The following is a 23,841-nucleotide window of genomic DNA, read 5'->3' on the forward strand; positions in this document are numbered from 1 at the left end:
CATGGCCTTCCCCGTGCGCATCGGTGTCCAGCTCCATCCGCAGCACGCCGAGTACGGCCAGATCCGCGACGCGGTGCTCCGCGCGGAGGACCTGGGCGTGGACGTGATCTTCAACTGGGACCACTTCTACCCGCTCTACGGGGACCCCGACGGCAAGCACTTCGAGTGCTGGACCATGCTGGGCGCCTGGGCGGAGCAGACCGAGCGCGTGGAGATCGGCGCCCTCGTGACCTGCAACTCCTACCGCAACCCCGACCTGCTGGCCGACATGGCGCGCACGGTGGACCACGTGAGCGGCGGCCGTCTCATCCTCGGCATCGGCGCCGGCTGGTTCGAGAAGGACTACGACAGGTTCGGCTACGAGTTCGGGACGGCCGGGTCGCGCATCGCCGACCTGGCGGCCGCGATGCCGCGGATCACCGCGCGGCTCGCCGCCGGCAACCCGGCCCCCACGCGGCACATCCCCGTCATGATCGGCGGCGGCGGGGAGCGCAAGACGCTGCGTGTCGTGGCCGAGCACGCGGACATCTGGCACGGCTTCGGGGACGCGGAGACGGTGGCGCGCAAGAGCGCGATCCTCGACGAGCACGGCTCGGCCGTCGGGCGGGAGACGTCGACGCTCGTGGAGCGCTCGGCCGGCGTGCAGGAGCCGCCGTCGGAGTCGGGGGACGCGCTGCTGGCCGCGGGCGTCACGCTCTTCACCGTCGGGACGGGCGGTCCGGACTACGACCTGTCGCTGGTGGAGCAGTGGGTCCGCTGGCGGGACGAGCGCCGCTGACCCCCACCCCGCGGCGGCCGTTCCTGCGCCTCGGTCCCGCCGACGCCGCCTGGAACCAGCCGCTGCGCCTGCGCCGGCCGGACCGGCGCACGCTGCTGCGCCGCTCCGCGCTCGTCGTGGTCGCGGTCCTGGCCGCCCTGCTCGTCGGCGTGACCACCGCGCGGACCGAGGCGGGCTTCGGCCCGCACGCCGCGCGGTACGCCGTGACGCTCGACGGCACGGCGACGCTCGACCTCGGGCCGCTGGGCACGGTGCAGCTCGACTCGCCGGTGCCCGTGCTCGGGCTGCGCGTCACCGTGCGGGAGATCCCCGCGGAGCTGTCCGAGGTCGACCCCGCGACGACCCTCGCCTCGCTCAGCGAGGACGCGCAGAGCTACGTGCAGTTCTTCACCGCCCCGGGGGCGGCGGTCGAGGACGTGGTGCGCGGGCTCGTGCAGGACGCGGTGCAGCGGGCCACGGTGGTGCTGCTGCTGGGCGCGCTCGCGATGGCCGGGGTGCGCGTCCTGCTCGGGGCGGCGCGCCGGCGCGAGCTGGCGGTGCTCGTGCGCCGGCGGCGGCACGCCCTCGTCGGCGCCGGGCTCGTCACGGTGCTCGTGCTGGCGCTGGTGCCGGCCAGCACCCGGGCGGGGGCGGCGCGTCCCGCCGGCCGTGCCGTGTCGGCGTCCGTCTTCGCCGGCACGCCGCTGGAGGGCGCACGCGTCACCGGTCGTCTGGGCGGCGTCGTGGACACGCTGGGACGCGTCGTCGTCGGCGCCATCCGGGACAACCAGGAGTTCTACGCCCGTGCCGACGACGCGCTCGTCGCCGCCTGGGAGGAGCGGCCCGACCCGGAGGGCGACGCGACGCTCCCGTCGACCGAGGGGGGCCAGGACGACGAGGGCCAGGACGACGAGGGCCAGGACGACGAGGGCCAGGTCGGCGAGGCACCGGCCGGCGAGGGTCCGGTCGGCGAGGGTCCGGTGGGCGAGGCGCCGGCCGACGAGGGTCCGGTCGCCGAGGGTCCGGTGGGCGAGGCACCGACCGACGAGGCGCCGGCGGACGAGGGTCAGGTCGGTGGGGGGGAGGCCGACGAGGGCGGGCTCTCCGGCGGGGTGGGCGACCTCGCGCCCCCGGGCGTCCCCGGGGCGAGCGGCAGCCCGAGGAGCAGCCCGAGCGCGACGGCTGAGCAGGCGGAGGAGCCGGTCACGGTCGTCGTGGTCTCGGACCTGCACTGCAACGTCGGGATGGCCCCCCTCATCACGACGCTCGTGCGGCTGGCCGGGGCCGACCTCGTGGTCGACGCCGGCGACACCACCGTCGACGGCACGGCGGTCGAGGACTACTGCGTGCGCACCTTCGCGCGGGCCGTCCCCGACGCCGTCCCCGTGGTGACGTCGCCGGGGAACCACGACTCGGTCACGACGAGCGCGACGTACGCCCGCGCGGGGGCGACGGTGCTCGACGGGGGCGTCGTCGAGGTGGCGGGCCTGCGGATCCTCGGCGACCACGACCCGGCCGAGACGCGGGTGGGCGCCGGCGGCACGCGCAGCCGGGAGCCGGCCGTCGAGGTGGCGGCCCGGCTGGCGGAGGCCGCGTGCGCCGACGAGGCGGGGGTCGACCTGCTCCTCGTGCACACGCCCGACGTCGGGACCGACGTGCTCGACGAGGGCTGCGCGCCGGCCCAGATCAGCGGGCACCTGCACCAGCGGGTCGGGCCCGAGGTCGTCGGGCAGGGCGTGCGCTACGTGTCCTCGTCGACCGCCGGCGCGACGCTCGGCCAGCCGACGATCGGGCCGTTGCGGGGCACCGCCGAGCTGACCGTGCTGCGGTGGGACCCGGTGACGCGGCTGTTCGTCGACCTGCGCGTCGTCTCCGTCGGCACGGATGCGGGCGCCTCGGTGTCGGAGCGCCTGCCCTGGCCGGCGCTCCCGCCGGTGGACACCGTGCCGGGCGGTGGGGGCGCACCGCCGGAGCCCGCGTAGGGACGGTCACATGCCCCAGCCGCCCTCGGGCACGGCCATGTGCATGATCTCCCAGACGTGCCCGTCCGGGTCCGCCACGGCGCGGCCGTACATCTCGCCGGCGTCCATGGGTGCCCGGTACTCCTTGCCGCCGTGCGTGATGGCGGCGTCCACGAAGGCGTCGACCTCCTCGCGCGAGCCGGCCGACAGGCAGTTGAGCACCTGCGTGACCTGACGCGCGTCGGCGATCGGGCCGGTGACGAAGTCGGCGAACCGCTCGTGGTCGAGCAGCATGACGACGATGGTGTCCGAGACGATCACCGACAGGCAGTGCTCGTCGGAGAACACCTCGTTGATGCCGAACCCGAGCCCCGTGTAGAAGGTGCGGGAGGTCGCGATGTCGGCGACGGGCAGGTTGACGAAGATCATGCGCTGCACGGGGTGCCTCGTTCCGGTCGGTCGTGCGCTGCTGCTGGCACCCGGCTGGACCGGTGACCGCGGACTCATCGGGCCGCCGGTCGTCGCGACCCCTGTTCCGTGTCGGAGGGCGTTGCTAGGTTCGGCGACGTGACCCTCACCACGCCCCCCGGCACCGTCACCGCCACCGTGAAGACGACCGCGCCGGCCCTGCCGGACCCCCCGACGGAGGACGCGTTCCGCGCCGCCACCGACCCGATGCGCCGGGAGATCCTGGCGCACTGCTACCGCATGACCGGGTCGGTGCACGACGCGGAGGACCTGCTGCAGGAGACCTACCTGCGCGCCTGGCGCGCGCTGCACGGCTTCGAGCAGCGGTCCTCGCTGCGTACCTGGATGTTCCGCATCGCGACCAACGCCTGCCTCACCCACCTCGAGGGTCGCGCCCGCCGCCCGTTGCCCACCGGCATCGGCGCCCCGGCGGACCCCGCGCACCAGCCGCTCGTCGACGAGGCGGTGCCCTGGCTCGAGCCGATGCCCGACCGCCTCGTGCTCGTCGAGACGCCCGTCGACCCCGCGGAGCAGGCGGTCGAGCGGGACAGCATCCGCCTCGCCTTCGTGGCCGCCCTGCAGCACCTCACCGCCCAGCAGCGCGCGGTCCTGCTCCTGCGCGAGGTGCTGGCGTGGAGCGCGGCCGAGGTGGCGGAGGCGCTCGGGCTGACGGTCGCGGGCGTGAACTCCACGCTCCAGCGCGCCCGCGCCCAGGTCGCGCGCCTCGACGCGGACGCGCCACCCGCGCCGCTGGACGAGCGGGGGCAGGCGCTCGTCGAGCGCTACGTCGAGGCGTTCGAGCGCTACGACGTGGCCGGCATCGTCGAGCTGCTCGCGGCGGACGTCGTCTGGGAGATGCCTCCCTACCCCGCCTGGTACCGCGGCGCCGAGCAGGTCGGCCGGCTCATCTCCACGTGGTGCCCGGCCACCGGCCCGGACAGCCAGCGTCTCGTGCGGACCTCGGCCAACGGCCTGCCCGCGCTCGCGCTCTACATGCAGGACGAGGACGGGGTGCACCGCGCCTTCCACGTCCAGCAGCTGACGCTGGGGCCGGACGGGGTGCGGCACGTCGTCGCCTTCTTCGGCGGTGCGGAGCTGTTCGCCCGGTTCGGGCTGCCGTCGGTCCTCCCGACGACGGCGGGACCGACCCGCACGGGAGCGGGCACGGCGGCGAGCGCCGGGTCGGGCGCGGGCGCGGGGGCCGGCACGGCGGCCGGGTGAGCACCCCGCCCGTCCTGACGGCCGTCGCCGAGGACTACCTCAAGGTCGTCTGGTCGGCCCAGGAGTGGTCGCAGCAGCAGGTGACGACGACCATGCTCGCGCGGCGCCTCGGGGTCGCGCCGTCGACCGTGTCGGAGACGGTCCGGCGGCTGGCGGACGCCGGCCTGCTCGAGCACGCGCCCTACGGCGCCGTCGGGCTGACGGCGGAGGGTCGGCGGCACGCCGTCGCGGTCGTCCGCCGCCACCGGCTCATCGAGACCTTCCTCGTCCAGGTGCTCGGCTACGGGTGGGACGAGGTGCACGACGAGGCCGAGGTGCTCGAGCACGCGGTCTCGGCGCGTTTCGTCGAGGCGCTGGCGGAGCACCTGGGCCACCCGCGGCGCGACCCGCACGGCGACCCCATCCCGGACGCGGACGGGACGGAGCACCTGCCCGTCGCCGTGACCGCCGACGTGGCGGCGCCGGGGGAGGGCCAGGTCGTGCGCATCTCCGACGCGGACCCGGCGCTGCTGCGCTACCTCGAGGGCGTGGGCGTCGTGCTGGACGCCCGGGTCCGCGTGCTCGACCGGCCGGCGGCGGCCGGCGTCGTGGGGCTCGCGGTGCTGGGGCCGGACGGCCCGGGCCGGGAGGTGGACCTCGGCCCGGCGGCCGCGGCGGCGATCTGGCTGGCAGCCCCCGGGGAGGGCTCGCCGCCCGAGCCGCTGCCCTAGGCTGGGCGCGTCCCCGCGGGTTGTCGACGGCGCTCCCGCCCCGTTCTCGAATCGTTTCGACGCTCGGCGTCGAACGATCGGTCCCGCCCCGGAGCAGCCGTGCAGCCGTCCGCCCCCGTCGTCGACCCCTCTCCCGCGCCCACTCCCGCGCCCGGTCCCGCGCCCCTGCACGAGCGGCTGACGCCTGGCCGCGCGCGGGCCGCGCTGCTCGCCCTGGCCCTCGGCGGCTTCAGCATCGGCACCACGGAGTTCGCGACCATGGGCCTGCTGCCCGAGATCGCCGACGACCTGGGTGCCAGCATCCCGGGCGCCGGGCACGCCATCACCGCGTACGCCCTGGGCGTCGTCGTCGGCGCGCCCGTCATCACCGCGCTGGCGGCCCGGGTGGACCGCCGGCCGCTGCTCGTCGCGCTCATGGTCGCCTTCACGCTGGGCAACGCGGCCTCGGCGTTCGCCGCCGACCTGGGCTGGCTCGTGCTCGCGCGGTTCGTCGCCGGGCTGCCGCACGGCGCCTTCTTCGGGGTGGGTGCGGTGCTCGGCACGGCCGTCGTCGGGCCGGCGCGGCGGGGGCGGGCCGTCGCGGCGATGATGACCGGGCTCACCCTGGCCTGCGCGGTCGGCGTCCCCCTGACGGCCGTCGTCGGGACGGCGGTGGGCTGGCGCTGGTCGTTCACGGGCGTCGGGCTCCTGGGCCTGGCGACGGTGCTGGCCCTCCTCCTGCGGGCCCCGTCCCTGCCCGTGCCGGCGGGGTCGAGCGTCGCCGGCGAGCTCGGGGCGCTCCGGAGCGGCCCGTTGTGGGTCGCCGTCGGCGGCGGCGCGGTCGGCTTCGGCGGCATGTTCGCCGTCTACTCCTACGTCAAGCCGCTGCTCACCGACGTCACGGGCCTCGGCGTCGGCACCGTCCCGCTCGTGCTCGGGCTGTTCGGGGTCGGGATGACCGTCGGGACGCTCCTGGGCGGGCGGCTGGCCGACCGGTCGGTGCTGGGCACGGTGCTGGGCGGCATGGTCGCCACGGCAGCGGTGCTCGTCGTCGTCGGTCTCGTGGCGCCCTTCCCCGTGCCGGCCGTGCTGGCGCTCGTCGCACTCGGGGTCGTCACGCAGGTGCTCGGGCTCGCCCTGCAGACCCGGCTCATGGACCTGGCCCCCGCGGCCCCGTCGCTCGGGGCGGCGCTGTGCCACTCGGCGCTGAACGTGGGCAACGCCGGCGGGGCGTGGCTCGGCGGGCTGGTCATCGCCGCCGGGTACGGGTACGTGGCGCCGGCCTGGGCCGGTGCCGCCGTGACGGTCGTCGGCCTCGTCGTCCTCCTGGTCGCGGGGCGCCAGCCGGCGCCGCACGCCGTGGCCACCCCCGCGGTCGCGTCCGCGGCGGCGTCCGCGGCCGCGTCGGCGGCCACCCCGGCCGCTGGGTCGGCCGCCGCGTCGGCGGGTGTGTCGGCGGGCGTCGGTACGATCGCCCGGTGAGTGCTGAGACCGCTGCGAGCCCCGGTGCCCCCGTCGGCACCTCCTCCGAGACGCCGTTCCGCTACACGGCCGCGCTCGCGGAGCGGATCGAGCTCGCGTGGCAGGACGAGTGGGCCCGCCGCGGCACCTTCTTCACCCCCAACCCCTCGGGCCACCTGACGGACGGCGAGGGCAGGCACGCCGACCCGACCGCGCCGGCGTTCATGGTGATGGACATGTTCCCGTACCCCTCGGGCGCGGGCCTGCACGTCGGGCACCCGCTGGGGTACATCGCCACGGACGTCGTCGGGCGGTTCCGCCGCATGCAGGGGGACAACGTCCTGCACGCGCTGGGTTTCGACGCCTTCGGCCTGCCGGCGGAGCAGTACGCGGTGCAGACGGGCCAGCACCCCCGCACGACGACCGAGGCCAACATCGCCATCATGCAGCGCCAGCTGCGCCGCCTGGGCCTGGCGCACGACGCGCGGCGCTCCTTCGCGACCATCGACCCGGACTACGTGCGCTGGACCCAGTGGATCTTCCTGCAGGTCTTCGGCTCCTGGTACGACGAGGACGCGCCGCGCCCCGACGGCGGCCGCGGCCGCGCGCGGCCGATCGCGGAGCTCGAGGCGGAGTACGCGGCGGGCACCCGTCCCGTCCCGGCCCTCGACGGGGTGCCCGCGGGCGTGGCCTGGTCCGCGCTGGACGCCGTGGCGCGCCGCCGCGTGCTCGACGCGAGCCGCCTGGCGTACGTGTCCGAGACCCCGGTCAACTGGTGCCCGGGCCTGGGGACCGTGCTGGCCAACGAGGAGGTCACGGCCGACGGCCGCTCCGAGCGCGGCAACTTCCCCGTGTTCCAGCGCAGCCTGCGGCAGTGGAACATGCGCATCACGGCGTACGCGGACCGCCTGACGGACGACCTGGAGCACATCGACTGGCCGGAGAAGGTCAAGGCGATGCAGCGCAACTGGATCGGGCGCTCGTCGGGGGCGCGGATCCGGTTCGAGGTCGTCGGCGGAGCCGAGGTGGAGGTCTTCACGACCCGCCCGGACACGCTGTTCGGCGCGACCTTCATGGTGGTCTCGCCCGAGCACCCGCTGCTCGACGAGGTGCCGGCGGCGTGGCCGGACGGCACGCAGGACGTCTGGACGGACGGCCACGGCAGCCCCGCGGCGGCGGTCGCGGCGTACCGGGCGTTCGCCGCCGGCCGCAGTGCGGTCGAGCGCCAGGCGGACGCGGGCCGCAAGACCGGGGTCTTCACCGGGCACCTCGCGCGCAACCCGCTGACCGACGACCTGCTGCCGGTCTTCACCGCCGACTACGTCCTCATGGGCTACGGCACGGGCGCGATCATGGCCGTCCCGGGCGGCGACGAGCGCGACTTCGCCTTCGCGCAGGCCTACCACCTGCCGGTCGTGCACACGCTGGAGGGCGAGGGCGAGGGCCCCCGCACCGGCGACGGCGTGGTGACGGCCTCGTCGAACGAGCACCTCCAGCTCGACGGGATGCGCGTCACCGAGGCCAAGGAGGCCGTCGGGGCGTGGCTGGAGGAGCGGGGCGTCGGCGAGCGGACGATCACCTACCGGCTGCGCGACTGGCTGTTCAGCCGGCAGCGCTACTGGGGCGAGCCGTTCCCGATCGTCTACGACGAGCACGACCTGCCGATCGCGCTGCCGCTGGAGAGCCTGCCGGTCGACCTGCCCGACGTGCCCGACTACGCGCCGCGCACGTTCGACCCGCAGGACGCGCAGTCGTCCCCGGAGCCGCCGCTGGGCCGCGACGACGCATGGGTCCACGTGACCCTGGACCTGGGCGACGGGCCGAGGGTGTACCGGCGGGACACCAACACGATGCCCAACTGGGCGGGGTCGTGCTGGTACCACCTGCGCTACCTGGACCCGCGGTCGCAGGACGCGGTGGTCGACCCCGAGCTCGAGCGGTACTGGCTCGGCCCGGGGCACGGGCACCAGCCGCCCGGCGGCGTGGGCGGCGTGGATCTGTACGTCGGCGGCGTGGAGCACGCGGTGCTGCACCTGCTGTACGCGCGGTTCTGGCACAAGGTCCTGCACGACCTGGGCCACGTCTCGTCGGGCGAGCCGTTCCAGCGCCTGTTCAACCAGGGGTACATCCAGGCGTACGCCTACACGGACGCGCGCGGCGTGCACGTGCCGGCCGAGGAGGTCGTCGAGGACGCCGCGTCGGCCACGGGCTACAGCTGGCAGGGCCAGGCCGTCGACCGGCAGTACGGCAAGATGGGCAAGTCCCTGAAGAACGTCGTCACGCCCGACGAGATGTACGCCCAGTACGGCGCGGACACGCTGCGCGTGTACGAGATGTCCATGGGTCCGCTGGACCTGTCGCGCCCGTGGGAGACCCGGACCGTCGTGGGGGCGCAGCGGTTCCTCCAGCGGCTGTGGCGCAACGTCGTCGACGAGGCGACGGGGAGGCTCGTCGTGGGGGAGGACGCACCGGCGCCGGAGACGCTGCGCCTGCTGCACCGCACGGTGGCCGACGTCACCGAGGACATGGCGGCGATGCGGGTCAACACCGCCATCGCCAAGCTCATCGTCCTCAACAACCACCTGACGACGCTGGACCCGGCGCCGCGGGCGGCCGTGGAGCCGCTGGTCCTCATGCTGGCGCCCGTCGCGCCGCACGTGGCGGAGGAGCTGTGGCAGCGGCTGGGCCACGAGGGGTCGCTGGCGCACGAGCCCTACCCCGTGGCGGACCCGGCGCTGCTGGTCGAGGAGACGGAGACCTGCGTCCTGCAGGTGCAGGGCAAGGTCCGCGGGCGGGTCGAGGTCCCGCCCTCGGTCTCCGACGACGAGCTGCGCGCCCTCGCGCTGGCCGACCCGGCCGTCCAGCGGGCGCTCGACGGCCGCGAGGTGCGCACGGTCGTCGTGCGGGCGCCGAAGCTCGTCAACGTCGTGCCCGCCTGACCGTCGGGCCCTGACCGTCGGGCCCTGACCGTCGCGGCGGCCGGCTGCTCGTCGAGCCGTCCCCAGCCCCGGCCCGCGTCGCGGGCTCGCGTCCCGCCCCGGCTCCTCCCGCCGGGGCGGGGGCACCGCTCTAGCGTCGCGGCGTGCCCTCTCCCGACGCGCCCCGGCCCTCCGGCGGGCCGCCGGCCGACCGGCTGGCGGCGCTCCTGGCGGAACGGCGCGGCACGCTCGGCGCGTCGGCGTCGGGGGCGGAGCGGACGGGGGAGCGGACGGGGGAGGTGCGGGCGCCGTCCTCCGGGCCGTCCCGGGCGGCAGGGGTGTCGTCCGAGGGTCCCGCCGGCATCCCCGCCCCCGGGGACGACCCCCCGCGTCGGGCCGCACGCCGGCCGGCGGCGGAGCGCGGGCCGCTCGTGCGGTGGCACGTGACCCCGCGGGCGGCGGCTGCCGCCGCGGTGGCGGTCCTGCTCGTCGCCGGGGCGGTGGTGCTGCGGCTGACGGGGCTGCGCGTCGGGGAGCCGGTCGCGTTCCCCGAGCCGCAGCCGGCCGTCGTGGCGGTGGACGGCTCCCCGGGCGGAGGGGCTGGTGGCACGGATGCCTCGGTGGCACCGACGGCGGCCGGCACGTCCGACGGTGGAGGTGTCCCGACGGGCGCACCCACCGTCGGGACGACCGGTTCCGCGCCGGCGCCGCTCGCCACCGCCGCCGCGACGGTCGTGCACGTGGTGGGGCAGGTGGCGGTACCGGGCCTGGTGCGGCTACCGGACGGGTCGCGCGTGGCCGATGCCGTCGCGGCGGCGGGGGGCGCCCTGCCGACGGCCGACCTGGCCGCGCTGAACCTCGCCCGCGTCCTCGTCGACGGCGAGCAGGTCGTCGTGCCGCGGCCGGGGGAGGCGACCCCGCCCGCGTCCGCACCCACGGGTGGCGGCGCGTCGACCGGTGACGCCGCCACGGGGTCGGCGACCACGGGCGGGACGGGCGGCGACGGCCCGGGCGCCGGCCCGCTCGACCTCGGGACCGCGACCCTCGCGCAGCTCGACGCGCTGCCGGGGATCGGGCCCGTGCTGGCCCAGCGCATCCTGGACCACCGCGCGACGACGCCCTTCACCGCCGTGGCGCAGCTCGGCGACGTCGAGGGGATCGGGCCGACGCTGCTGGAGCGGCTCGAGCCGCTGGTGACGGTGCGGTCGTGAGACGGGCGCGGGGCGTCGCCCCGGTGCACCGCCGCTCGGGCCCGGCCCTCCGCGGACGGCCGGAGCCCGACGGCCCGCTGCCCGAGGTCCTGGACCTGCGGCTCGTGCCGGCCGCGCTCACCGCGTGGGCGGCGGCCTGGTCGGTGGTGCTGCTCCCGGTCGCCATGGCGGCGGCTGCGGCCGTCGCGGCGCTGCTGGCGGCGGTCCTCGTGGCCCTGCCCGCTGCACGCCCACCGGTCCCACCCGCGGCGCGACGCCGGGCAGGGGCAGCGGCCGGGACGGGCACGAGGACGGGGGCGACGAGGAGGGCGACGAGGAGGGCGACGAGGAGGGCGACGAGGAGGGCGACGAGGAGGGCGGGGAGGAGGGCGAGGGCGGAGGGAGGACCGGGGACGGGGGTGAGGCCGGCGGTCGGGCTCGCCCTTCTCGTGGCGGCGGCGGTGCTCGCGGCGGGGTCGGCACAGGTGCTCGCACGGGACCCGGTGCGTGCTGCGGCGCGGGAGGGGGCCGTGGTGACGGTCGACGGCCGGGTGGCGGGCGACCCGTCGCCGCTCCCCGCGCCGTGGCCGGGTGCCCCCGCCCGCCTGCGGGTGGTCGTCGCCGTCGACGCGCTCGCCGTCGGGGACGGGCCCGCCGTCCGGGCGGCCGCGCCGGTCGTCGTCCTCGCCCCCGCCGGCGCCCCGCCGGCGGGTCAAGGCGACCGGGTCCGCGTGACGGGCCGGGCCGTGCCGACCGCCGCCGGCGAGGACGCGGCCGCCCTCGTCCTCGCCGGCGGACCCGTGCTGAGCTCCGCCGGCCCGGCTGCGCTCGACCGCTGGTCGCAGCGGCTGCGGGACGGGGTGCGGCGGCAGGCCGGCGGGGTCGGCGGCGACGCGGGTGCCCTGCTGCCGGGCGTCGCCGTCGGCAGCACCGCCGGGGTTCCCGATGACCTGCGGGCGGCGTTGCGGACGAGCGGCCTCACGCACCTGACCGCCGTCAGCGGCGCGCACTTCTCCACCGTGGCGGGGCTGGTGCTCGCGCTGGCCGGCGCGGCGCGCGTGCCGGCACGGGCTCGCGCCGCCGTCGCCCTCGTCGCCGGGGCCGCGCTCCTGCTCGTCGTGCACCCCGTCCCGAGCGTCGTGCGCGCCGCCGCCATGGGGGCGGTCGGCGTGCTGGGCATGCTCGTGGGGCGGCCGTCGCGGGCGCCCGCCGCCCTCGCCGCCGCCGTCGTCGTGCTGCTGGTCGCGGACCCGTGGCGGGCGCGGGACCTGGGGACGGCGCTGTCCGTGACGGCCACCGCGGCGGTCGTCCTGCTGGCACCGGCGCTCGTGCGGCGGTGGGAGGGTCGCCTGGGCCGCGCCGCGGCGACCGCGCTGGCGGTGCCCGTGGCCGCGCAGCTCGCCTGCGGGCCGCTCGTCGTCGTCGTCGGCGGCGGGGCGGGGCTGTGGGCGGTCCCGGCGAACCTGCTGGCGGCGCCGGCCGTCGTGCCCGCCACGGTCCTCGGCCTCCTCACGGCCCTGCTGGACCCGGTCGCACCCGGCGTGGCGGCCGTCTGCGCCCACGTGGCCGGGGCGGCGTGCTGGTGGGTGGCGGCCGTCGCGCGGACGCTGGCGGGGCTGCCCGGTGCCGACGTGCCGTGGGTGCCGGGGACCGCCGGCGCGGTGCTCCTGGCGGCGGCCGGAGCGGGCCTGGCCGGGCTCCTGCTGCGCCGGCGGTGAGCCGGCGACGGGTCGCGGTGAGCCCGGGGACGGGACTGTCGGTGCCGTCTGGCACCCTGGGCGCGTGCCCCCCGCTGCCCCGTCCCGGTCCTCCTCCGGGTCGTCCTCGAGGCCCGCCCGGTCCGGCGCCCGCGGTCGCGCCGCGGCCCCCGGGCTCTCGTGGGAGGACGCGGCCCCGGCGCCGGTCGTGCTCGTCACGGGGCCGGAGGAGCTCCTCGCGGAGCGGGCTGTCGCCCGGGTCGTGGCGCTGGCGCGGGAGACGGACGCGGACGTCGAGGTGACCCGGCTCGACGCCGGTACGTACGTCGGCGGCCAGCTCGCGGTGACCACCAGCCCGTCGCTGTTCGCGGAGGACAAGGTCGTCGTGCTGCAGGGTCTCGAGCACGGCAGCGACGACGCCGTCGCGGACGCCCTGGCGTACCTGTCGGCCCCGGTCGCCGGCGTCGTCGTCGTGCTCGTGCACGGCGGCGGGACCCGGGGCAAGAAGCTGCTCGACGCGGCGCGTGCCGCAGCGCCCACGGTGGTGTGCGAGCGGCTCAAGACCCCGGCCGACAAGGAGGCGTTCGTGTCGGCCGAGCTGCGCCGCGCGGGTCGCCGCGCGGAGCGGCAGGCCGTCACCGCGCTGGTGGAGGCCCTGGGCAGCGACCTGCGCGAGCTGGCGGCCGGCGTCGCCCAGCTCGTCGCGGACACCACCGGCGTCATCGGCGTCGAGGCCGTGCACCGCTACCACGGGGGACGCATCGAGGCCTCCGGCTTCCAGGTGGCCGACGCCGCCCTCGCCGGGGACGCCGGCCGTGCGGTGGCGCTGCTGCGGCACGCGCTGGCGACCGGTCTGGACCCGGTGCCCTTCGTGGCGGCGCTGGCCGCGCGCCTGCGGACGCTGGCGAAGGTGGGCGCGCTGCGGGGCCGCGGCGGCTCGGCAGCCGCGGCGCTCGGCATGGCGCCCTGGCAGGTGGACCGCGCGCTGGCCGAGCTGCGCCGGTGGACGCCCGAGGGTCTGGCGGAGGCGATCGGCGCCGTCGCCCAGGCGGACGCGGAGGTCAAGGGCGAGGGCCGGGACCGGGAGTTCGCCGTGGAGCGTGCGGTGCTGCGGGTCGCTGCGGCGACGGGTCGCTGACGGGCTCCCGACCCCGCGCGGGGTGACGGCGTCGTCGGACCGGGGAACGGCGTCATCGGACCCGGGGACGGCCTCGTCGACGGGAGGAGCGGTCGGTCAGACCGGGTCGGCGAGCGGGGGGCCCGCGCGCTCGACGACCGTGGGCAGCTGCAGGAGGTTCCCCTGCAGCAGGGGGAAACCCATGTCCCGGGCCAGCCCCAGCAGGTGCGGCGTCTCGACGAACTCGGCGACGAGGAGCGCGCCGCACGACTGCGCGGCCTGCACGACGGGGCGGCCCTCCACGTCGAGGTCGCGGACGTCGAGGCGGACGAAGTCGGCGTGGGGGAGCAGGTCCTGCTGCGCGCGCGTCCCGACGAAGGACCGGATGGAGATGCGGTAGCCCTCGTCGCGCAGCCGCCTGATGCCCTCGGTCGTCGCCCGGTCCAGGTCGAGGTCGGGCACCTCGACGACGAGCCGGTCCGTCCGCGGCGGCAGGGAGAGCTCCCCGACGAGGAAGGGGCGCGGGCAGCGCACGAACAGCAGCCGGCCCTCCGCGACGTCCTCCAGCTCGGGCCGTGCGAAGGCCGCGTCCAGGACGTGCCGGGTGGCGTGCTCGTGCTGCAGCGGGCCCCAGCCCGCCGGGTCCCCGAGCTCGCCGACCGAGGAGCGGAACGACAGCTGGTACCCGAACGGGCGCCCGTCCGCACGGAAGATGCCCTGCCGCCCGACGAGCGACGTCGACCGGCGGACGTGGGCGTCCCACTGCGCGAGCAGCGACGCGGGCACGGCCGCGTCGACCGCAGCACGCAGGTCGGCGTGCGCGCGCGCGGGGAGGGCCATGGGTGCATCACACCACACGGGCGCGGGTGCGACGGCACCGCGACCCGGGTGGATTCGTCCGGGTGCGGGTCCGCCCCCGTCCAGGGTCGGTCGGTCCGCCCGTCGGTCCGCCCGTCGATCCGCCCGTCGACGCTCTCGTCCCCGCGCACGTCGACACTCCCGTCCCCGCGGACGTCGCCCTCACCGGATCCGGTGCCCGGGATGACTCAAGGAGGGGCTCGCACCTGCCGATCCCCCCCGTGGGCGCCGACCGTGCGGCGGCGCCCGGCACCACGGGGGAGGGCGCGATGAGGGACGAGGACACCGGCGGCGACACCGCCGCACTCGCGGGGCGCCTGCGGGCGGCCCGCCGCGCGGCGGGCCTGACGCAGACGGCGCTGGCGGGCGAGGAGCTGTCCCCGAGCTACGTCTCGCTGCTCGAGGCGGGCAAGCGCGAGCCGTCGGAGGCCGCGCTGGCCGTGCTCGCGGCACGGCTCGGCACGACGGTCGCGCACCTGCGCGACGGCGAGGACGGCGCCGAGGAGACCCGCGTCCGGCTGGAGGTGTCCCGCGCACGGCTCGCGCTGCGCGACGGGGACCCGCAGGCGGCCCTGGACCGCCTCGGGCGCGTCGACCTCGACGCGGTCGGCCCGGGGGTGCGGCGGCAGGCGCTGGCCACGCTCGCGGCCGCGCACGAGGCGGTGGACGACGTGGCGCACGCCGTCCAGGTGCTGGAGCCGCTCCTCGAGTCCGCCCGGTCGCAGGGCCGCCCGCTGGAGGCCGCGCGCCTCGCCGCCACGCTGTCGGCGGTGTACCTGCGCGCCGGCGACACGTACCGCAGCGTCGACGTGGGGGAGCGCGCGCTGCTCGACCTCGAGGACGCCTCGCTCGCCGGGGGCGACGAGCACCTGCGGCTCGTCGCGACCGTCGTCGAGGCCTACGTCGAGCGGGGCGACGTCGCCTACGCCACGCACCGCGTCACCCAGCTCGTCCGCGTCGTGGAGGACCAGGAGTGCCCGCGCGGCCGTGGGCGCGTCTACGAGGTGGCGGCGGCGGTGGCGGAGGAGCGCGGCGACCTCACGGCGGCATCCGCCTACCTCCAGCGCGCCCTGCAGGTGCTGCAGGAGGGTGAGCTCAACGCGGACCTCGCGGCGCTGCGCACGACGCACGCCCGCCTGCTGCTGCGCAGCGACCCGCCGGACCCGCGGGCCGCGCTCGACCAGGTCGAGCGGGTCTGGCCCGTCCTGGCCGCCCGGAGCGAGCAGAGCGCGCTCGCGGCGCTCGACGTCGACCGGTCGACGGCGTGCCTGCTGCTGCTCGACGCGGCCGCCGCGGCGCGCTGGGCGGCCTCCGCGCTGGCGCGGCTCGACGGCGAGCGGCACGTGGGCGTGGCGGCCGCGCACCTCGCGCTGGGCGACGCGCTGCGGGCGTCCGGCGACGGCCCCGGGGCGACGCGCGCCTACGACGCCGCCGCGGAGGTGCTCGCGGCGCTGCCGCCGAGCCGGCGCACCGCGGCCGCCTGGCGGGAGGTCGGCGACCGGTACCGCCGCGACGGCGACGCCGCGGCGACGATCCGGGCGTGGGACCGCGCCCTCGGCGACGCCGGGTTCCGCCGCTCGGTCGTGCCGCCGGGCGTCCCGCGCGCCCGCACCCGCTGAGGGTCCACCGTCGCCGTCGCCGTCGCCGTCGCCGTCGCCGTCGACGTCACCGTCGACGTCACCGTCCGCGTGACCGTCCGCGTGACCGTCCGCGTCACCACCCTCCGGCGGGGACGACGGGAGGGGCGCCACCAGCAGGTGGCGCCCCTCCGGGTGCTGCGTGCCGCCGACGGCGACGGTGCTCGGCCGGCACAGGTGCCGGCCGAGCGACGGCTCAGAGGCCGTTGACCGCCTTGGCGAGCGCGGACTTCTTGTTGGCGGCCTGGTTGGCGTGGATGACGCCCTTGGAGACCGCCTTGTCGAGCTTCTTCGACGCGACGACGAGCGCGGAGCCCGCCGCCTCCTTGTCGCCGCCCGCGACGGCCTCGCGGACCTTGCGCACGTACGTCTTCAGCTCGGACTTGACGGCCTTGTTGCGCAGGCGCGCCTTCTCCGCCGTCTTGATGCGCTTGATCTGGGACTTGATGTTCGCCACGTGTGGACTTCCTCGTTGTGCGCCGGTGCGCTGGGCACCAGGGAGCTCGGACAGGTCGAGAGGGCGCGCGCAGCGCCGGGACTGGGGCGTGGGGACACCCTCGGGAGGCGCTGGACGAGTGCCCGCCGACCCGGGCGGACACACGAGGGGTCAGACTAGCAGCGACCGACCCGCCCCGGCGACACCCACGGCGAGCACGGCCTGGCCGTCACAGCGCCGCGACCACGCGGTCGAACACGGCACGCGGCAGGGCGGCGCCCTCCCGGCGCACCGCCGCCGGGTCGAGCCGCAGCACGCGGTCGAGCCGGACCTCGCTCGGGCGCCCGCGCGCGTCCCACCCGCCGGTGCCCACGTCCATCCAGCGCCGCCCGTGCCGCGCCTCGTCGGCGGCGTCGCGGTCGTGGTCCTTGCTCGTCATCGGCAGCCCGAGCAGCGCGCCGCCCTCGCGCCCGACGAGGAGCACCGGGCGGTCCTTGCCGCGCGCCGGGTCGTCCTCGAACGGCACCCACGCCCACACGACCTCGCCCGGGTCGGGCCGGCCGTCGGCGCGCGGGGCGTACCGGGTGGCGGTGCCGGCGGGCGGGCGGCGGCGAGCGGCGGCGGGGGTGCCGGTAGAGGTGCCCGCAGAGGTGCCCGCAGGGGTGCCGGCGGGGGTCCGGGCACGCGTGCGGGCGGCGTCGCCGGTGAGCCGCAGGACGGCCCGCAGCGCTCCGGCCAGGACGCGTCGGGTGATCACGCGGGCAGCCTACGGCGCCGCCGGCGACCCACGTCGGCGCGCCGCCGCGCTCGTCACGCGACGGACACACGCGGCGGTTATCGTCCGGCGCATGGCCGACCTGTTCGACGACTACCCCACGGGGGCCGCCTGGGACGAGATGATCGACCCGGAGGGCGGGCCGACGGCCGCCTACCGCCACGTGCACGCCGCCCTCGCGCGCCTGTCCACCGGCGAGGTGCGGGGGCGTGCCGACACGCTGGCCCGGTCCTACCTCACGCAGGGCGTCACCTTCGACCTCGCGGGGGAGGAGCGGCCGTTCCCCATCGACGTCGTCCCCCGCGTCCTCGCCGGGGAGGAGTGGGAGGTCCTGGCGCCCGGGGTGTCCCAGCGGGTGCGCGCCCTGGAGGCGTTCCTCGCCGACGTGTACGGCCCCCAGCGCGCGGTCGAGGACGGCGTCGTGCCCCGCGCGCTCATCGTCTCCTCCACGAACTTCGCCCGGCAGGCCATCGGCATCGAGCCGCCCAACGGGGTGCGCGTGCACGTGTCGGGCATCGACCTCGTGCGCGACTCCCTCGGCGACTGGCGGGTCCTGGAGGACAACGTCCGCGTCCCTTCCGGCGTGTCCTACGTCCTGTCCAACCGCCGCGCCATGGCGCAGACGTTCCCGGAGCTGTTCGCGTCCCTGCGGATCCGCCCGGTCGCGGACTACTCGCGCCGCCTGCTCGCGGCCCTCGTCGCGGCGGCGCCGAGCGGCGTCGACGAGCCGAACGTCGTCGTGCTCACCCCCGGCGTCTTCAACTCCGCCTACTTCGAGCACTCCCTGCTGGCCCGCACGATGGGTGTCGAGCTCGTCGAGGGCAGCGACCTGTTCTGCGCCGGCGGGCGCGTGTGGATGCGCACCACGCACGGCCGCCGCCGGGTCGACGTCATCTACCGCCGCGTCGACGACGACTTCCTCGACCCCGTCGCGTTCCGCTCGGACTCCCTGCTCGGCAGCCCCGGCCTCCTGGCGGCGGCGCGCAACGGCACGGTCACCCTCGCCAACGCCGTGGGCAACGGCGTGGCCGACGACAAGCTCCTCTACACCTACGTGCCGGACCTCATCCGCTACTACCTGTCCGAGGAGCCGATCATCCGCAACGTCGACACGTGGCGGCTCGAGGAGCCCGCGGCTCTGGCGGAGGTGCTCGACCGGCTCGACGAGCTCGTCGTCAAGCCCGTGGACGGCTCCGGCGGCAAGGGCCTCGTCGTCGGGCCCAAGGCGTCCCGCGCCGAGCTCGACGCCCTGCGGGTGCGCCTCCAGGAGGACCCGCGCGGCTGGATCGCGCAGCCCGTCGTGCAGCTCTCCACCGTGCCGACCCTCGTCGAGGACGGGCTGCGGCCCCGGCACGTGGACCTGCGGCCGTTCGCCGTCAACGACGGCGACTCCGTGTGGGTCCTGCCGGGCGGGCTCACGCGCGTGGCCCTGCCCGAGGGGCAGCTCGTCGTGAACTCCTCGCAGGGCGGCGGCTCGAAGGACACCTGGGTGCTCGGCGGCCAGGTGCCCAAGCGGTCCGCCGTGCGGGCGGGCCTCGTCGCCCCCGCGGCCGCGCACCCCGGCGTGCCCATCGACGCGAGCCCGCACGACGGCGCGCCCGCCCTCGTCCAGATGCAGCAGCAGCAGCAACAGCAGCAGCAGCAGGGCCAGCGCCCGACGACGTCCGGGGGTGGTGCGCCGTGCTGAGCCGGATCGCCGAGTCGCTGTTCTGGATCGGCCGGTACGTGGAGCGCGCCGACGACACCGCGCGCCTCCTCGACGTCCACCTCCAGATCATCCTCGAGGACCCCTGGGCCTCGGAGGACCTGGCCTGCCGCTCGCTGCTCACCGTCATGGACCGGCCCGTGCCCGACGAGGGCCTCGTCGGGCGCGAGACGGTGCTGGACCTGCTGGCCTACGACCGGTTCGTCCCGTCCTCCATCGCCGGCTCGCTGACCGCCGCCCGGGAGAACGCGCGACGGGCGCGCGAGATCCTGTCCACCGACCTGTGGGAGAGCCTCAACGCGACGTGGAACCAGCTGCCGACGCGGGTACGGCCGGCGCGGGCCCACGACTACTTCACCTGGGTGCGCGAGCGCGCGGCGATGGTCAACGGCCTCGTCGACTCCGTGACACCGCGCGACGACACGTGGCGCTTCCTCGTGCTCGGCCGGTCCATCGAGCGGGCGGACATGACGGCCCGCCTGCTGACCACGCGCGCGCTCGCCGGCGCCGCGGGCCCCGGCTGGACGACGCTGCTGCGCTCCTGCGGCGCGTACGAGTCGTTCCTGCGGCTGCACAAGGCGTCGGTGTCCGAGGAGCGGGCGGCGGGGTACCTCCTGCTGGACCGGCTCTTCCCGCGCTCGGTGCTCTTCGCGCTCAACACGGCGGAGGCGATGCTCCTCGAGCTCGACCCCGTGCTCGAGCGCTCGCGGGTGGAGGACGCGCGCCGGCACATCGGGCTCGTGCGCTCGTCCCTGGAGTACCGCCCGCTGCTGGAGGTCCTGGACCACCTGCCGGAGGAGATGGAGAAGGTGCAGCGCGCGTGCTCGGCGGCCAGCGACGCCATCCGGTCCCGGTACTTCCCGGCGGACCTGACGACGCAGTGGATCGGGGAGGCGTTGTGAGCCGGCTGCGCGTGGTGCACACCTCGGCGTTCCGGTACGCCGGGCCCGTGCTGGCCTCCTACAACGAGGCCCGGATGAGCCCGCGCTCCGACGCGCGGCAGACCGTCGTCGCCTCGCGCCTGGACGTCATGCCGCAGACCTGGACCTCCGGCTGGACGGACTACTGGGGCACGTCGGTGACGGCCTTCGAGGTGCTGGCGCCGCACGAGGGCCTGCTGCTGACGGCGGAGCACGTCGTCGAGGTCGCCGGGCAGCCGGACCCCGTGCACGTGCTCGGGTGGGAGGAGCTGCGCGGCGCCGGCGTGCGCGACCGGTGGGCGGAGTTCCTCAGCCCCACGCGCACCACGGCGGTGCCCGACGAGGTCGTCGACCTCGCCCGGGACGCCGCGGCCGGGCTGGACCCGCACGAGGCGGGCCAAGCCGTGAGCCTCGCGCTGCGCGCCGAGCTGGAGTACGTGCCGGGCGTGACGACCGTGCACACGCCGGCCGTCGACGCCTGGCGCGCGCGCACCGGCGTCTGCCAGGACGTCTCGCACCTGACGGTCGGCGCCCTGCAGGCCCTCGGCCTGCCCGCGCGGTACGTCTCGGGCTACCTGCACCCCACCGGCGGGACGGGCGACGAGGCCTCGACCGGCGAGTCGCACGCCTGGGTGGAGTGGTGGACCGGCGCCTGGTACGGCTACGACCCGACGAACCGCATGGCCGCGGGCGAGCACCACGTCGCGATCGGGCGGGGCCGCTCCTACGACGACGTGCCGCCGCTGCGGGGCATCTACGCCGGCACCGCGACCCAGGACCTGACGGTGACGGTCCGCATCACGCGGGAGGACGAGGCGGCCGTGGGACGATAGGGCCGTGCCCCCCATCCCCGGTCCTGACGCCGCCGGCCGCATCCGCCCGGCCGCCACGGCGCCCGAGCTGCTCCGCAACTTCTGCATCATCGCGCACATCGACCACGGCAAGTCGACGCTGGCCGACCGCATGCTCCAGGCCACCGGCGTGGTCGACGCCCGGGTCATGCGCGCGCAGTACCTCGACCGCATGGACATCGAGCGCGAGCGCGGTATCACCATCAAGTCGCAGGCCGTGCGGATGCCGTGGGAGGTCGACGGCACGCCGTACGCCCTGAACATGATCGACACCCCGGGGCACGTGGACTTCACGTACGAGGTGTCGCGGTCCCTGGCGGCGTGCGAGGGGGCGGTGCTGCTCGTCGACGCCGCGCAGGGCATCGAGGCGCAGACGCTGGCCAACCTGTACCTGGCCATGGAGAACGACCTCGCGATCATCCCCGTGCTCAACAAGATCGACCTGCCCGCGGCGCAGCCCGAGAAGTACGCGGAGGAGCTGGCCACGCTCGTGGGGGGCGACCCGGAGGACTGCCTGCGCGTGTCCGGCAAGACCGGCGTGGGCGTCGAGGCGCTGCTGGACCGGATCGTCGAGCTCGTGCCCGCCCCGGTGGGCGACCCCGCCGCACCCTCCCGCGCGATGATCTTCGACTCCGTCTACGACACCTACCGCGGCGTCGTGACGTACGTGCGCGTCGTCGACGGCAACCTCAACCCGCGCGAGCGCATCGCCATGATGTCGACGAAGGCCTCGCACGAGCTGCTCGAGATCGGCGTCATCTCCCCGGAGCCGCAGCCGACCCCGGGCCTCGGCGTCGGCGAGGTCGGTTACCTCATCACCGGCGTGAAGGACGTGCGCCAGAGCAAGGTCGGCGACACGGTCACGAACCAGAGCAAGCCCGCCACGGAGGCGCTGGGCGGCTACCACGACCCGCTGCCGATGGTGTTCTCGGGCCTGTACCCCATCGACGGGTCCGACTACCCGGTGCTGCGCGACGCGCTCGACAAGCTCAAGCTCAACGACGCCGCGCTGAACTACGAGCCGGAGACGTCCGTGGCCCTCGGCTTCGGGTTCCGCGTCGGGTTCCTCGGCCTGCTGCACCTGGAGATCGTGCGCGAGCGGCTCGAGCGCGAGTTCAACCTCGACCTCATCTCGACCGCGCCGAACGTCGTCTACGAGGTCACGCTCGAGGACCGCACGGTCGTCACGGTGACGAACCCCAGCGAGTTCCCCAGCGGCAAGATCCGCGAGGTCCGCGAGCCCGTCGTCAAGGCGACGATCCTGGCGCCGTCGGAGTTCGTCGGGGCGATCATGGAGCTGTGCCAGACCCGGCGCGGGGACCTGCAGGGCATGGACTACCTGTCCGAGGAGCGCGTGGAGATGCGCTACCTGCTGCCCATGGCGGAGATCGTCTTCGACTTCTTCGACGCGCTGAAGTCCCGCACGCGCGGCTACGCGAGCCTCGACTACGAGCCCGTCGGCGACCAGGTGGCCGACCTCGTCAAGGTCGACATCCTGCTGCAGGGGGAGCAGGTCGACGCCTTCAGCGCCATCGTGCACAAGGACAAGGCCTACGCCTACGGCGTCATGATGGCCGGCAAGCTCAAGGACCTCATCCCGCGCCAGCAGTTCGAGGTGCCGATCCAGGCGGCCATCGGCGCCCGCGTCATCGCGCGCGAGACCATCCGCGCCATCCGCAAGGACGTCCTGGCCAAGTGCTACGGCGGTGACATCACCCGCAAGCGCAAGCTCCTGGAGAAGCAGAAGGAGGGCAAGAAGCGCATGAAGACCATCGGCCGGGTCGACGTGCCGCAGGAGGCCTTCATCGCCGCGCTCTCCTCCGAGCCCGCCGGGTCTGCCGGCAAGGACAAGGACGCGAAGAAGCGGTGAGCCCGGCCCTCCCCGAGGGGGACGCGGCCCCCGCCGACGGCGCCCTACCCGCGTCCGTGCTGGCGGGCGCGCCGTCCCGCGACCTCGGCGTCTACGTGCACGTGCCGTTCTGCCGCGTGCGCTGCGGGTACTGCGACTTCAACACCTACACCGCGCCCGAGCTCGGGGGCGGCGCCAGCCAGGCGGCCTACGCCGCGACCGCCCAGGCCGAGATCGCGCTGGCGGCGGACGTCCTGGCCCGCTCCGGGCTGCCGGAGCGACCCGTGAGCACCGTCTTCGTCGGCGGCGGCACGCCCACGCTCCTGCCCGTCGCCGACCTCGCGGCGCTGCTCGGTGGCGTCCGCGACGCCTGGGGGCTGGCTCCCGGCGCCGAGGTGACGACCGAGGCCAACCCGGACTCGGTGACGCCGGCGTCCCTGGCGGCGCTCGCGGCGGCGGGCTTCACGCGCGTCTCCTTCGGCATGCAGTCCGCGGTCCCGCACGTGCTCGCCACGCTCGAGCGCACGCACGACCCCGCGCGCATCCCGGACGTGGTGCGCTGGGCGCGCGAGGCCGGCCTCCGCGTGTCCCTCGACCTCATCTACGGCACGCCGGGGGAGTCCCTCGACGACTGGCGGGCCAGCCTCGAGGCGGCGCTCGCCACCGGCGTCGACCACGTCAGCGCGTACGCGCTCGTCGTCGAGCCGGGCACCCGCATGGCCGTGTCCGTCCGCCGCGGGGAGCTGACGCTGCCCGACGAGGACGACCAGGCCGCGAAGTACGAGCTGGCCGACGAGCTGCTCACCGCCGCCGGCCTGCACTGGTACGAGGTGAGCAACTGGGCCCGCACGCCCGGCGACGCGTGCCGGCACAACCTCGCCTACTGGCGCGGCGACGACTGGTGGGGCGTCGGCCCCGGCGCGCACAGCCACGTCGGCGGGGTGCGCTGGTGGAACGTCAAGCACCCGCGGGCGTACGCCGACCGGCTGGCGGCCGGGCTGAGCCCCGCGGCCGGCCGGGAGGTGCTCGACGAGGAGGCCGCCCGTCTGGAGCACCTGCTGCTCGGCGTGCGGCTCGCCGAGGGTCTGCCGCTGGCCGACCTCGGGGCGGACGGGCGCCGGCGCGTGGCCGGTCTCGTCGCCGACGGGCTCGTCGACCCCGCCGGGGCGCTGACGGGCGACGCGGGGGGGCGCGTGCTGCGGCTCACCCGGCGGGGACGCCTGCTCGCCGACGCCGTCGTGCGCACCCTCGCCGCCTGAGCCGGGTCCCCGGCCGGGTCCCCCCGCCCGGGGGTCGGGGCGCGCCCTCCACCCGCGCGTGCGCTTCACAGC

General features: G+C 76.5%; 19 protein-coding genes. 15 read left to right on the plus strand and 4 right to left on the minus strand.

Annotated features, from left to right (window positions below; translation table 11 throughout):
* Position 1 precedes the first annotated feature (1 nt).
* Positions 2–778: an LLM class F420-dependent oxidoreductase gene (locus BM048_RS10330; RefSeq protein WP_090032908.1), complete on the plus strand. Its 777-nt coding sequence runs from the start codon at positions 2–4 to the stop codon at positions 776–778.
* On the plus strand, positions 748–2,739 hold the full coding sequence (locus BM048_RS18770; RefSeq protein WP_239078577.1) for a metallophosphoesterase: 1,992 nt from the start codon (positions 748–750) through the stop codon (positions 2,737–2,739). Before BM048_RS10330 ends, BM048_RS18770 begins: the two co-directional genes overlap by 31 nt.
* A 6-nt stretch (positions 2,740–2,745) precedes the next feature.
* On the opposite strand, the gene BM048_RS10340 is transcribed toward BM048_RS18770, so the two are convergent.
* Complete coding sequence (locus tag BM048_RS10340) at positions 2,746–3,147, minus strand: VOC family protein (protein WP_090032993.1); 402 nt, start codon at positions 3,145–3,147, stop codon at positions 2,746–2,748.
* A 138-nt stretch (positions 3,148–3,285) separates the two neighbouring features.
* Here BM048_RS10340 and BM048_RS10345 point away from each other — a divergent pair, with 138 nt between their 5' ends.
* The 7 genes from BM048_RS10345 (at position 3,286) to holA (ending at position 13,500) form a co-directional block, all read left to right on the plus strand.
* Positions 3,286–4,407, plus strand: coding sequence for a sigma-70 family RNA polymerase sigma factor (locus BM048_RS10345; protein WP_239078576.1), 1,122 nt, complete (start codon positions 3,286–3,288; stop codon positions 4,405–4,407).
* Positions 4,404–5,117 (plus strand): metal-dependent transcriptional regulator, encoded by a 714-nt coding sequence (locus BM048_RS10350; protein WP_090032909.1) that lies wholly within the window; start codon positions 4,404–4,406, stop codon positions 5,115–5,117. Before BM048_RS10345 ends, BM048_RS10350 begins: the two co-directional genes overlap by 4 nt.
* Positions 5,118–5,216: 99 nt before the next feature.
* Complete coding sequence (locus BM048_RS10355) at positions 5,217–6,578, plus strand: MFS transporter (protein WP_373308379.1); 1,362 nt, start codon at positions 5,217–5,219, stop codon at positions 6,576–6,578.
* Positions 6,575–9,496, plus strand: a complete 2,922-nt coding sequence (gene leuS / locus BM048_RS10360; RefSeq protein WP_090032910.1) for a leucine--tRNA ligase — start codon at positions 6,575–6,577, stop codon at positions 9,494–9,496. Before BM048_RS10355 ends, leuS begins: the two co-directional genes overlap by 4 nt.
* A gap of 143 nt (positions 9,497–9,639) precedes the next feature.
* The gene (locus tag BM048_RS10365) at positions 9,640–10,686 is read left to right on the plus strand and encodes a ComEA family DNA-binding protein (protein WP_203708654.1); all 1,047 of its coding nucleotides are present in this window, start codon (positions 9,640–9,642) and stop codon (positions 10,684–10,686) included.
* Between the two features lie 398 nt (positions 10,687–11,084).
* Positions 11,085–12,383: a ComEC/Rec2 family competence protein gene (locus tag BM048_RS10370; RefSeq protein WP_090032912.1), complete on the plus strand. Its 1,299-nt coding sequence runs from the start codon at positions 11,085–11,087 to the stop codon at positions 12,381–12,383.
* Positions 12,384–12,570: 187 nt separating this feature from the next.
* Entirely contained in the window at positions 12,571–13,500 is a 930-nt protein-coding gene (gene holA, locus BM048_RS10375; protein ID WP_090032913.1) for a DNA polymerase III subunit delta, read from the plus strand.
* A 96-nt stretch (positions 13,501–13,596) separates the two neighbouring features.
* On the opposite strand, the gene BM048_RS10380 is transcribed toward holA, so the two are convergent.
* A complete protein-coding gene (locus BM048_RS10380; protein ID WP_090032915.1) occupies positions 13,597–14,319 on the minus strand; it encodes an EAL domain-containing protein in 723 nt (240 codons plus the stop codon).
* A gap of 287 nt (positions 14,320–14,606) precedes the next feature.
* Between BM048_RS10380 and BM048_RS10385 the strand changes: the two genes are divergently transcribed.
* A complete protein-coding gene (locus BM048_RS10385) occupies positions 14,607–15,956 on the plus strand; it encodes a helix-turn-helix domain-containing protein (RefSeq protein WP_090032998.1) in 1,350 nt (449 codons plus the stop codon).
* Between the two features lie 214 nt (positions 15,957–16,170).
* Here BM048_RS10385 and rpsT read toward each other — a convergent pair whose 3' ends face one another.
* Both rpsT and BM048_RS17865 read right to left on the minus strand, forming a co-directional pair.
* Positions 16,171–16,431 carry a 30S ribosomal protein S20 gene (rpsT, locus tag BM048_RS10390; RefSeq protein ID WP_090032916.1) on the minus strand — a complete coding sequence of 87 codons (261 nt, stop codon included), beginning with the start codon at positions 16,429–16,431 and terminating at the stop codon, positions 16,171–16,173.
* A 208-nt stretch (positions 16,432–16,639) separates the two neighbouring features.
* Positions 16,640–17,164, minus strand: a complete 525-nt coding sequence (locus BM048_RS17865) for a type II toxin-antitoxin system PemK/MazF family toxin (RefSeq protein WP_373308381.1) — start codon at positions 17,162–17,164, stop codon at positions 16,640–16,642.
* A gap of 94 nt (positions 17,165–17,258) precedes the next feature.
* On the opposite strand from BM048_RS17865, the gene BM048_RS10400 reads away from it, so the two are divergent.
* Genes BM048_RS10400 through hemW form a run of 5 tightly spaced genes read left to right on the plus strand, consistent with a single transcriptional unit; the run spans position 17,259 to position 23,769 of the window.
* Positions 17,259–18,872, plus strand: a complete 1,614-nt coding sequence (locus BM048_RS10400) for a circularly permuted type 2 ATP-grasp protein (RefSeq protein ID WP_090033000.1) — start codon at positions 17,259–17,261, stop codon at positions 18,870–18,872.
* Positions 18,866–19,792, plus strand: a complete 927-nt coding sequence (locus tag BM048_RS10405) for an alpha-E domain-containing protein (RefSeq protein WP_090032917.1) — start codon at positions 18,866–18,868, stop codon at positions 19,790–19,792. The genes BM048_RS10400 and BM048_RS10405 overlap by 7 nt, the downstream gene beginning before the upstream one ends.
* Entirely contained in the window at positions 19,789–20,643 is an 855-nt protein-coding gene (locus BM048_RS10410) for a transglutaminase family protein (RefSeq protein WP_090032919.1), read from the plus strand. Before BM048_RS10405 ends, BM048_RS10410 begins: the two co-directional genes overlap by 4 nt.
* Positions 20,644–20,647: 4 nt before the next feature.
* The gene (lepA, locus tag BM048_RS10415; protein ID WP_090032920.1) at positions 20,648–22,531 is read left to right on the plus strand and encodes a translation elongation factor 4; all 1,884 of its coding nucleotides are present in this window, start codon (positions 20,648–20,650) and stop codon (positions 22,529–22,531) included.
* Complete coding sequence (gene hemW / locus BM048_RS10420) at positions 22,528–23,769, plus strand: radical SAM family heme chaperone HemW (protein ID WP_090032921.1); 1,242 nt, start codon at positions 22,528–22,530, stop codon at positions 23,767–23,769. Before lepA ends, hemW begins: the two co-directional genes overlap by 4 nt.
* Positions 23,770–23,841: the final 72 nt, after the last annotated feature.

Origin of the sequence: Cellulomonas marina (assembly GCF_900111925.1) — a bacterium.
In the GTDB taxonomy this organism is placed as follows: Bacteria; Actinomycetota; Actinomycetes; order Actinomycetales; family Cellulomonadaceae; genus Cellulomonas; species Cellulomonas marina.